This window comes from Acinetobacter sp. KAM396, assembly GCF_021602765.1.
GTDB classification, from domain to species: domain Bacteria; phylum Pseudomonadota; class Gammaproteobacteria; order Pseudomonadales; family Moraxellaceae; genus Acinetobacter; species Acinetobacter towneri_A.
On record NZ_BPPH01000023.1, the window covers coordinates 24,830 to 35,236 of the forward strand.

8 protein-coding genes are annotated in these 10,407 nt (G+C 41.7%); 2 read left to right on the forward strand and 6 right to left on the reverse strand.

Features of this window, described 5'->3' with window-relative positions:
* Positions 1–195 precede the first annotated feature (195 nt).
* Positions 196–3,174, forward strand: a complete 2,979-nt coding sequence (locus L6C30_RS10915) for a DUF2339 domain-containing protein (RefSeq protein WP_236163055.1) — start codon at positions 196–198, stop codon at positions 3,172–3,174.
* 48 nt (positions 3,175–3,222) lie between these two features.
* On the opposite strand, the gene L6C30_RS10920 is transcribed toward L6C30_RS10915, so the two are convergent.
* On the reverse strand, positions 3,223–4,146 hold the full coding sequence (locus L6C30_RS10920) for a mechanosensitive ion channel family protein (protein WP_236163054.1): 924 nt from the start codon (positions 4,144–4,146) through the stop codon (positions 3,223–3,225).
* A 9-nt stretch (positions 4,147–4,155) separates the two neighbouring features.
* On the reverse strand, positions 4,156–4,977 hold the full coding sequence (locus tag L6C30_RS10925; protein ID WP_019838183.1) for a hypothetical protein: 822 nt from the start codon (positions 4,975–4,977) through the stop codon (positions 4,156–4,158).
* A gap of 102 nt (positions 4,978–5,079) precedes the next feature.
* On the opposite strand from L6C30_RS10925, the gene gspE reads away from it, so the two are divergent.
* Positions 5,080–6,567 carry a type II secretion system ATPase GspE gene (gene gspE, locus L6C30_RS10930; RefSeq protein WP_019838182.1) on the forward strand — a complete coding sequence of 496 codons (1,488 nt, stop codon included), beginning with the start codon at positions 5,080–5,082 and terminating at the stop codon, positions 6,565–6,567.
* 78 nt (positions 6,568–6,645) lie between these two features.
* Here the strand turns inward: gspE and L6C30_RS10935 are convergent, their stop codons facing one another.
* The 4 genes from L6C30_RS10935 to L6C30_RS10950 all read right to left on the reverse strand — a co-directional run bounded on the left by L6C30_RS10935 (position 6,646) and on the right by L6C30_RS10950 (position 10,126).
* The gene (locus L6C30_RS10935) at positions 6,646–7,470 is read right to left on the reverse strand and encodes a carbon-nitrogen hydrolase family protein (protein WP_019838181.1); all 825 of its coding nucleotides are present in this window, start codon (positions 7,468–7,470) and stop codon (positions 6,646–6,648) included.
* Between the two features lie 21 nt (positions 7,471–7,491).
* Positions 7,492–8,019 (reverse strand): anti-anti-sigma factor GigB, encoded by a 528-nt coding sequence (gene gigB, locus L6C30_RS10940; RefSeq protein ID WP_019838180.1) that lies wholly within the window; start codon positions 8,017–8,019, stop codon positions 7,492–7,494.
* 113 nt (positions 8,020–8,132) lie between these two features.
* Entirely contained in the window at positions 8,133–9,101 is a 969-nt protein-coding gene (gene gigA / locus L6C30_RS10945; protein WP_019838179.1) for an RsbU family protein phosphatase GigA, read from the reverse strand.
* Between the two features lie 101 nt (positions 9,102–9,202).
* Positions 9,203–10,126: a VacJ family lipoprotein gene (locus L6C30_RS10950; RefSeq protein WP_019838178.1), complete on the reverse strand. Its 924-nt coding sequence runs from the start codon at positions 10,124–10,126 to the stop codon at positions 9,203–9,205.
* Between the last annotated feature and the right edge of the window lie 281 nt (positions 10,127–10,407).

Consider the following 10,407-nt stretch of genomic DNA (forward strand, 5'->3'; position numbering starts at 1 on the left):
TTCCTTCTGCAAATAAGCAGTTTATTGTACGTGATTTTTGCAGTTGTCGCAGAAACTGATTTTAAGTCAAGTGCTGCCCACGAGCAGTTACCGAATTGCTGATGAATACTGATTCAGATTCGTGCTGGCTGTTGTATGATCGGAGCCATGACAATATCAATAAAATGAAGAGCAATGCAGACAGGGCAGAGAGCAATGCAGACAGGGCAGAATGAAATTCGAATCATTTGGTTCATGCTATTAATCATAATTGCAATTGGCGCATGGTGGCTCGATGTGCCGATGCTGAGTTATATCTGTGCAGTTGCTGCGGTGATCAGCGTGATGTTTTTTGTGGGACGAGTGCAGAACTCACTGGAACAGGTTGCAGGGGCACAGTCACAAGTACAACGCCAAAGCTCTAGAACTCCTTTATATATTGCGGCTTTAATTGCTTTTTTAGCGATATTGGTGGATTGGTATTTATTGGCAGCTGTTGCTTTAAGTGTGTGGGTTTTTATGTTACTGCGATGGTTGCATCGTTTGGAACAAGGCCTCTATCAATTACAGCAATTACAAAGTGCTGCTGCCCATACGCATGTCCAAAAGACGAAGACTCAAACACACTTAGTAGAGCATATTTTAGCCAATACATCTGAAGTTGATGCAAGTCTTTCATCAGTTAAGGCAAATGTGGATGATGGTGTTATATCAACCGCTTCTCAACCTGAAACCATCGCTATTCAATCTGATTCCACATTATCGAGCGAGCCGAATTCTGTTCGGGAACAAGCAGCTCAAGTTTCTTATCCATATCAAGACCAAGAGTATCTACATCAAGAATATTCAGCTCCAGATTTAGCCAAATCCTCAAGGTCTGTTGCACCTTTTGCAACTCAGTCGCGCTCATCAAGTAACAGTTTATTGCAACAAGCTCAATCATGGCTGATACATGGTAATCCTGTATTAAAAGCAGCAATTGTAGTGTTACTCATAGGCGTGGTGTTACTGCTACGTTTTGCTACTGAACATTGGCAATTTAGTTTGGCAGTGAAACTTTTGTTCGTTGCTGGCGTGAGTGCAGCAGTGACAGTATTTGGTTATCTGTTACGCAACAAAAATCGCAGCTTTGCTTTGGGTGTGCAAGGTTTGGGGTTGGCTGGGCTGTGTCTGACCTTATTTTTTGCCTATTACAATTTGGTCATTCCAAATTTAGCTATCGCCAGTCTGTGTTTTATTGTGGTGATGTTGCTCACGCTCTGGCTGAGTTTAAAACAACAATCAGTCGAACTTGCCCTCATGGCAATGCTGATTGCGTATTTCGCACCGTTTACTTTACCTGTTCGTAATGCAACAGCCATTGAATTTATTGCCTATTATTTGCTGATTAATATTTCGGTTGCCATTTTAAGTAGTTTACGTCCGTGGAAATATTTAAATCAAATTGCGTTTTTAATGACGGTTGTGGTGGGTGGCAGCTATGCCTTTTATCATGGTTATATCTTTGAACGGCAGGTGCTAACGCTTTTAGTTTTGGCGCATGCGGCTATTTTTATTTGGTTGGGTTTTCGCTTTAGTCAGCTTTTGGCACAGGAAGATGTCGCCACGTTTCAGCTGAAACCTATTTTAGACCTTGCCTTGATTTTTGGCGCACCCATTGTCGGTTATGCCTGTTTATATCTGATGTATTTTGAAGAAACAGCAGAGCAGGCAGCCTTTAGTTTGTTATTTGCGGTGGTTTTTGCAGGTTTGTATTGGCTGACCAAACAGCATCGGCAGACACAGTTTATTGCACAAAGTTATTTCAGTTTGATGCTGATTTTTAGTGTGTTGATTCCACCTATTTTACTGCCTGAACAATGGAGTGTCATTGGTTGGGCATTACAAGGCGTGGCTGTGTTTATTTTTGCCTTTATTCAATATTCTAAAATTAGCCGTTATTTGGCACTAGGTTTGTTTGCCGTAGCGGGCTTATCTGGGCTGTATTATTTAGTCGAGTTGCCTTATTTCGAGCGCAGTATTTATTGGGTACTGAGCCTAAGTTATGCCACGGTTGTGGTGTTTTCCAACAGCCGTGCAGCTTTCAGACAACAACTGAGCACAGCAACCACGAGCGTACTGTGTTTAATGATGTTGTCTGCAACCAGTTTATGGCTATGGTTAGGTTTAGATTACTTTGATGGAGAACTTGCAACCGTACAGACGCTTTTGGCGGTGGTGGTCATTTATTTACTTATCAACGAAGTACTACTTTCTCGTCAAGCGACATGGTCATGGCTATTGCCCAAATGGTTAGGTCTAAAGCCAGTTTCGCTCACTGCAGCAGGTTTATTATTCAGCCGTAGCTATGATGGAGCGGTGCATTGGGTTTCGGGTACTGAACGTCTGCTATTTGCCTTGTTTGCAGGCGTGCTCAGTGTGTTGTGGTTGCGTCCTTTATGGACTGTCCGCAGCGACAAAGAATGGCTGAGTTTAGGGCTGTTACCCATTTTGGCGATGGCAAGTTTAACGCTGTTACCACAGCATCCATATAGTAGTGTGGTGATTTTACCATTGCTCTTTGCGGCGTGGTGTTGGTGGCAACAACCAGATTCAGATTGGCGCAAGTTTTGGTATGCGCGTAGCAATTTAATCTTCATGTTGATGTGGATGCTATGTTCACAATTTTTGACTGAACAAGCATTTTACGGCTATGTACTGCCTATTTTGAATCCATTTGATTTGGTCAGTATAGCCATGTTGGTGGCTATTTTGTGGATGCTGAATCTGCAACGCAAAACCCATTTAGATCAAGGCTTGGCTGCGGTAATTATGGTCTTGAGTTTACTGTGGCTAAGTAGTTATGTGCTGTTACGCGCCTTGCATCTGTATTTGGGAACTCCAATCAACCAGATTGCTGTTTGGCAAGACGCCACTGTGCAGCTCAGTTTGACCATGCTTTGGGTGAGCTTGGCTTGTATCGCTATGTGGATTGCCAGTCTGAAACAATTACGTGCCTTGTGGATTTTAGGCAGCAGTATTTTAGTGATTGTGACCTTAAAATTAGTACTTTTAGATTTATCTAATATTGGTACGCTCATGCGCGTGTTGTCATTCTTTGCTGCAGGTTTAGGCATGCTGCTGATTGCATATATTGCCCCAATTCCTGAGCCAGATCTCGTAAAAAACAACACTTCGCCTTCTTCTAAAGCTTGAACTGACCATCAAGTTTAATGAAAGGCAAAGTGTCTAAGTCTGCAACGATTACTTTAAGTCAGGTTCTCGTTTCAGTGCTTGAGCATTGGCATATTGATCAAGGTCTTCATTGTTTAAAGGGTGCGATAAAGGATGATCAACAAAACCCATTTTGGGTACAGGGATTTCGATTTGGTTGTCTAAGAAACCATTACGGATACGTTCCTGCATTTCATCACGTACTTTTAAGAAGTTTTCTTGCTGACACCATATTGCAAATAACAATTCAATTGAAGATTCACGGAAAGCTGTAACCGTCACTGCTGGTTTTGGGTCAGATAAAACCAGTGGATATTGATTGGCGACGCTGAGCAACACTTCACGTACTTTAATAATATCTTCATGGAAGTTAATCGCGAGGGTAATGGGCACACGTCGGATTGGAAACTTAGACAAGTTGTGTACGGGCGCACGAATCAATTGTTCATTGGGCAAACGCACATAAATATTGTCTTGGGTTAGCAATTTGACTGAAAGTAAGTCAATTGAGATCACTTCGCCTTCTATGGTATGTCCACGAATCAGGGTAATTTGAATGGTATCACCTACTTCAAAAGAACCTTCACCAATCAGGAACATACCACTAATTAAATTGGATGCTGATGTCTGTGAGGCAAAACCCAAAGCCACGGTTAAAATACCTGCCGCACCTAAAAACACGCTGAGTTTAAAGCCTGCTTCTTTTAGGCTCGCCATCACAAACAGTAGGAAAATAAAGTAAAAAATCCCGCGTCGCCAAACCAAGCGTTGATGCGCATTAAAACGCGCACCGATTGTACGTACAAAGGTATTGGAAACAAAACGTGCAATTAAAAAACCAATCAAAGACAGTACAATTGCGACCAAAATTTCGGTCAAGCGATCTGTATTGACACTGGTAAATATTCCTTTGAGGCTGTTGGTGATTTCTTTGGAAATATTGGAATCTGCCATAACATCCTCTTAGAAAAATGAATCAAACATATTAAATAAAGCACCTGCCGTTTCACGTGGCGGTTGCAAATAGGTCACCTCACCTGCATGTGGCGGGGTACGATTTTCAATCCGAATCCGTGGTGGACGGTCTAAACCTTCGTGGATCACTTTAATTTGTGAAGTCCATAAACGACCTGTGCTTTCACTGAAAAATAAAGGCAGCGCAGGCACAGGCACATTCATTCGGTCAAAACGCAATTGTTGATTGCTGGTGTTGTGAAATTCAATAGGCGTGACGGCACGAAATGCACGTGGTTTGAGTTGATGTAATTCGGTACGGCCATCGACTGCTGTGGCATAACAAACTTCACCTGTACGATGATTTGGGCCAAACCAAGTATCTTTCGGGCGAATAATCGGCAAATCAAAAATGGGTTCACGTTGTCCATTTACAAAGGCAGACATCCACAACGGTGTGCTGATATACAATGTGCCACGTTGCCCTGCAGGAATATAAATTGGATCGACAGGTTTAATCACCACAGAACGGTCTGCCAAACGTGGCATGAGCTGTAATTTACTTTGTGTAGATTTGAACATATAACGTTCAATTTTTATAGGTTGTGGAAAGGCAAACTCAGGATCATCAATTTTATGCCATTGCTGTTCATAATCGTATTGAATTTGCGGACGATAGTATTCCAAACGCCATTCTTGCATGCCACGTGTCAAACGTACTAAGAGTGAGCCAAATTGCCATGCTTTAGGATGATTGAGCTCAAACTCATAGTCACCCCACCATTTTAATTTAGCTGAATCAGTTTCTGAAATCTCATGATTTTGTGACAATGGCCTATCCCTTTCTTGATAAATCAGCGAAAACAGACTTCACGCTGTCATACGCTTAGAGTACACTCAAATTAAATTTTTTCATCATTATTATAATCGCTGATGTTAGTACTGAAACAATTACAAATACCGTATAGCTTTGCCAAACGCCATGGGGTGTTAATTCGTTATGAGGGCGATCATGCCTTTATTGTACGTCGTGAAAACACGCCGATGCTTGCTATTCAGGAAGCACGTCGTTTTTTGGGGCATCCTGCAAAGCATCAACTTTGTACTGATCAGGAGTTTCACCAATTATTAAGCAGCAGTTTTGCTGGTGATACGGGTGAGTCGCAGCAAGTCGCTGCAGGACTGGAAGATCATCCTGACTTGCTCAGTTTAGCAGATTCTGTTCCAGAAGCAGAAGATCTGATGGAACAGGAAGATGACGCACCGATTGTACGCTTAATCAATGCCTTACTATCTGAAGCGATTCGGGTCGGTGCATCCGATATTCATATCGAATCTTTTGAAAAAAAATTGGCGGTACGTTTACGGGTCGATGGTCAGCTACGTGAAATTGTACAACCTCGTCGTGAATTGGCGCCATTGTTGGTGTCACGTATTAAAGTCATGGCTAAGCTTGATATTGCAGAAAAACGTATTCCTCAAGATGGTCGCATTTCGCTCAGATTAGCGGGCCGTGAGGTTGATGTGCGTGTTTCAACGCTGCCATCTTCACATGGCGAGCGTGTGGTGATGCGTTTGCTAGATAAGCAAGCGGGTCGTTTAAACATGACGCACTTGGGGTTGATGCAAAATGATTATGATCGCTTAAAGCAACTGGTACATCGACCACACGGGATTATTTTGGTTACAGGGCCGACAGGTTCGGGTAAAACCACGACCTTATATGCTGCCTTGTCAGACCTAAATGACGGTTCTAAAAATATTTTGACTGCAGAAGACCCAATTGAATATCAACTAGAAGGGATTGGACAAACACAGGTCAATAGCAAAGTGGATATGACCTTTGCACGTGCTTTAAAAGCAATGCTGCGCCAAGACCCTGATGTTGTGATGGTGGGGGAAATTCGTGACTTGGAAACTGCCGAAATTGCGGTGCAGGCCTCTTTAACGGGTCACTTGGTATTATCTACACTGCATACTAATACAGCTATTGGTGCAGTCACCCGTTTAAAAGATATGGGTATTGAGCCATTCTTGCTGTCAAGTTCTTTAATTGGCGTAATTGCACAGCGTTTGGTACGTACCTTATGTTCACAATGTGCCACATGGCATGACGCAGATGACTTTGAGCAAGAACTGTTTAAAAGTGTGACCGATGCAACCGATTTAAAACTTCCGCAACCCAAAGGCTGTGAGCATTGCTCACATACAGGTTTTACGGGGCGGACTGCAATTTATGAAATTGTACCTGTAGATGAAGCGATGCGCCGTCTGATTCATGGTAATGCTGCAGAATATGAACTAGAAGATTATGCACGACAGCAATCCGGTTCTATTCGTGAAGATGGATTGCGTAAGGTATTGGCAGGTAAAACGACCTTGGAAGAAGTGCTACGCGTGACCAATGAAGCGGCTGAATAGCTAAAAAGTAAGATTAGAAATAAAAAAGGGTTGATCACTATATTGCGCAGATCAACCCTTTTTTATTGAAATTCGATTTTAAAATTGAAATAAACGACGATGCTGCATTAACGGCATCGACTCTCGAATTTTGCTTTGTTCGTCTAAATCAAAAGGCACTGTAATCAGTTGCATACCTTCGTCTTGCACCATTGACAATAGCTGCCCGCGTGAATTGGTAGCGCCTGAATGTCCCCAAGTCTGACGCTTTTCACCATGCCAGCCTTGTTGGGCTGCACCTAAAACCTGACATTGACTGTCCATGCCACGTGCCTGCAAGAGCAATTGCCAGTGCATTTGACCTGTGGTGTAAGTAAAAGCCGATGGCGCGGTTAAAATATTTGCGCCTTGCGCACGTAAAGTTAAGGCTAATTCAGGAAAGCGCAAGTCATAACACACCATTAAGCCAATATTGCCAAATGGTGTTTTCGCAACAACGACTTCAGAACCAGGTTCAAAAAACTTAGATTCCTGATAACCGCCAACAGAGTCACCAACTTGCACATCAAACAAATGAATTTTGTCATATCGTGCTTCAGTTTTTTCTGGGCTAATACATAAACTGACCGTACGCACACGACCATCTGCAATTGTTGAGCCATCAGGGCGATACGGGCAGGGCAATGTACCCGCCACAATCCAGATTTGATATTGATGCGCAAGCTGTTCCAAACGCTGTTGAATACTTTCAAACTGTGCCGCGGTTTCACGTTGTTTACCTGCGGCAAAACATACAAAGTTTTCTGGAAAAACGATCAGTTCAGCGCCATCAGCTTTACTCTGTTGAATCAATGTTTCAATGATTTTGAAGTTTTCTTCAATATCATTTTGCGAGTTCATTTGAGCAACAGAAAGTAAAGTCATCAAAGCATTCCTGAGTGAAGATCAAGCGTTCTGCTGATTTTGCTCAGCACATTGATCGAGATTATCTTGTTCTTTTTGTAGCTGTTTCACCAAAGGTTCGAACATATTTTGGTTGTTTTCATTCAGCTTCATGAGGGTTTTATGGGCATCTAATACTGTAGTGAGCATATTGCTATGTGTGACGTGTTCTTCTACCAGCTCACGCGTGCAGAATGTTGGATCGCCACAGTAATTTAAAATCACAAACACCTGTCCTAAGCCCATGCTATTTGCGAGCGTAGTAATGTCTGGATTGGTAGATAACATAACTGCCTGAATATGATGGATTTGTTTTAGTTTTAAGCCTAGCTTAGCCAATATACCTAAAACTGTACTGTCAATAAATGTAGTTTGGGTTAAATCTACAATTGCACCCACCACATTGGATTGCTGTTCAATTTTACTGAGTAGTTTGTCTAGACTAATACAAGATTGGGCACGCACTTCGCCAAAAAGCTTAAAGATATGCGTTCCATTCAAACTTGCATATTCAACATGACCTGTTGACATATAAATGCCATTTGCAGAGAAGGATTGGATAATTATCCCATAGCGACTATATAGACTCAAGTAGCTTACAGTCGTATATCTAAGGTTAAGAAGTTAACTGGCTGATTTGTTGGTTATTTTGTTCGACACAAACTCAAGATTGCAATGTCATCGGCTACATGATCGGGTGCTTGGAATGATTGATTTTGCAAGTGAAAGACCAATTGTTCAAACTGTTCATTCAAACCACCGCTATAAGGTTCTAACGCACCATCGGAGCAGATAATAAACCGTGCCTGTTTATTTAATACGCACTCAAATTCCTCAACTTCTAAATCTTCAGTCAGTCCTAAAGGAAAACTACTGGTATTTAAAATCCTAGGTGCTTGATTGGGTTCAATAATAATGGCAGGTGGATAATGCCCCGCACTCGACCAGCGCAGCTCATGAGTTTCAATATTTAAAATCCCACTAATCATGGTGATATGCTTTTCAATATTTTCTTGAACCAGCATACCGTTCAGCTTTTTAATCAGTTCGCGCGGTGTTTTGGAGCGACCATGAAATGCAGCCATCCAAGACGTCAGCAAACTACTGGTTACGCCATGCCCAGACACATCGGCCAAATAGAACATGATTTCTTTGTCACTGATTTTCCAGTAATCAAACCAATCGCCCGATAAATAAGCCGAAGGTTTAAATAACGTATCTACACGGTAATTACACAGTTCGATAGGATTCGGTAGTAATTTTTTTTGTAGTTCCGCCGCAGAAGGTAAGTCACGGCTGTCTTGATTGCGTTTATATTGTGCGTCAATTTTGCGTAAGGCTTGCGGTGGATTTTCTGGTAAACGACTCCACAACCAACCTGCTAAAGCGCCTTGTTCCCATGCTTGAACCAATGCCGTCCCTTCATCTTCAAAGGCCAATACAATCGTGGGTAAATTCCATTGATAAGTTAAATAATCTTGCACATCAGCAATTGCAATAATGGTTGGGTCATACAAGCTGATGTCATCTATGTGAATCATTTGCACACTAGGCAGTGTGTCGAGCACCTGTTCTAGATATGGAATATCACGTGTGGGTTGAATGAAATACATAGAGTTTTGTGTTGACCCTGAACCTAAACAAAGCGTTACTATAACAATGCCTGAATACTCAAGGAAAGTAAAAACTCACCTTGAGTAAAATGTTTTACAAATTATTTTGTGCTTTCTTCAGGCAGGTTTATTTCTTCTTGATCATCAAAAAGTTCTTCGGTTTCATCATCTACAAACGAAATATTGTCGGCATCGAGTCCTTTCTTTTCCGCAATTTCAAAGTTTTTACGTTGTAAGTAAATATCCCGAATCGCGGCATATTTGTCACCCTGTAACGCTTGCTCTACATCTAAGAGTTGCGAGCGAGTATCTACGCCGCGCATAACTTGCTCCGACCAATATAAACGGTCATTGTCATCTAAAATGTATTTTTGCGGACGCGCCTGACCATCTACAAGTGTGCCAAAACCATCACGGAAAGTACTTGGACCGTAAATTGGTAACATAACATAAGGCCCTGAAGGGACACCGAAGTAGCCCAAGGTTGTGCCAAAATTTTCTTCCTCTGTGTCTAAACCTAAACGACGTGCAGGATCAGCCATTCCTAAAGTAGTAATGGTATTTAAGCTAAAACGGCCTATAGTTTTTGCGGCACGTAAAGGGCGACCTTGAATCAATTGGTTAACCGCATTCCAAGGTTCACCCAAGTTTTTTCGGAACTGACGATATGAGCCGCGCACTTCACCAGGAACTTTCTTTGTATATTGCAACGCAAGTGGACGGGCGACATTACGATCTAGCATGTCGTTGAATGCATAAATCTGACGGTTCAAAGGTTGTAGTGGATCTTTGACTTCATCAGGTTGTGCAGCATTTGCATTCACTTTTAAATCTTTGGCTTTGACACTTTTTAATTCTTTAAGCGCATCCAAACGACTACTTTTAGTTTTAGAAGATGAATCTGCCACAATAACTTCAGCGGTTTCTTCTTGAGCAGCTTCTTCAGTAGAAGGCGTTGTTGCATGTGTTGAAGTGATGAATCCTGAAGAAACAAGGCACACCCAAAGATATTTTTGTTGATACATAAAGAATCCTAGCGCTTAAATCTGAGTAAGCAAAAGCTGTTATATCGCCGATAGGTATATATTAACAGTTAATTGAAACAATGTATTAAAGCAAATTTGCTCAAAATGTGTGTAAAAAAAGCAAAAATGAACAAAAAATAAACACCCGATATATTTCTTTTGAAAAAAGTGTTGCTTGTTAAAATAATTGTCCTATAATGCACATCCATCGGCGGTGATGCAGATTAAAACTTCTGATAAAACAATGACTTAATTGAAAATAGTTGAGTTGGGTTTTAGAA

Bases quoted from the DNA above. Each gene is read 5' to 3' on its own strand.
- L6C30_RS10915 (WP_236163055.1), top strand. From the start codon at position 196: ATGCAGACAGGGCAGAATGAAATTCGAATCATTTGGTTCATGCTATTA.
- L6C30_RS10920 (WP_236163054.1), bottom strand. From the start codon at position 4,146: ATGGCAGATTCCAATATTTCCAAAGAAATCACCAACAGCCTCAAAGGA.
- gspE (WP_019838182.1), top strand. From the start codon at position 5,080: ATGTTAGTACTGAAACAATTACAAATACCGTATAGCTTTGCCAAACGC.
- L6C30_RS10935 (WP_019838181.1), bottom strand. From the start codon at position 7,470: ATGACTTTACTTTCTGTTGCTCAAATGAACTCGCAAAATGATATTGAA.
- gigB (WP_019838180.1), bottom strand. From the start codon at position 8,019: ATGTCAACAGGTCATGTTGAATATGCAAGTTTGAATGGAACGCATATC.
- gigA (WP_019838179.1), bottom strand. From the start codon at position 9,101: ATGTATTTCATTCAACCCACACGTGATATTCCATATCTAGAACAGGTG.
- L6C30_RS10950 (WP_019838178.1), bottom strand. From the start codon at position 10,126: ATGTATCAACAAAAATATCTTTGGGTGTGCCTTGTTTCTTCAGGATTC.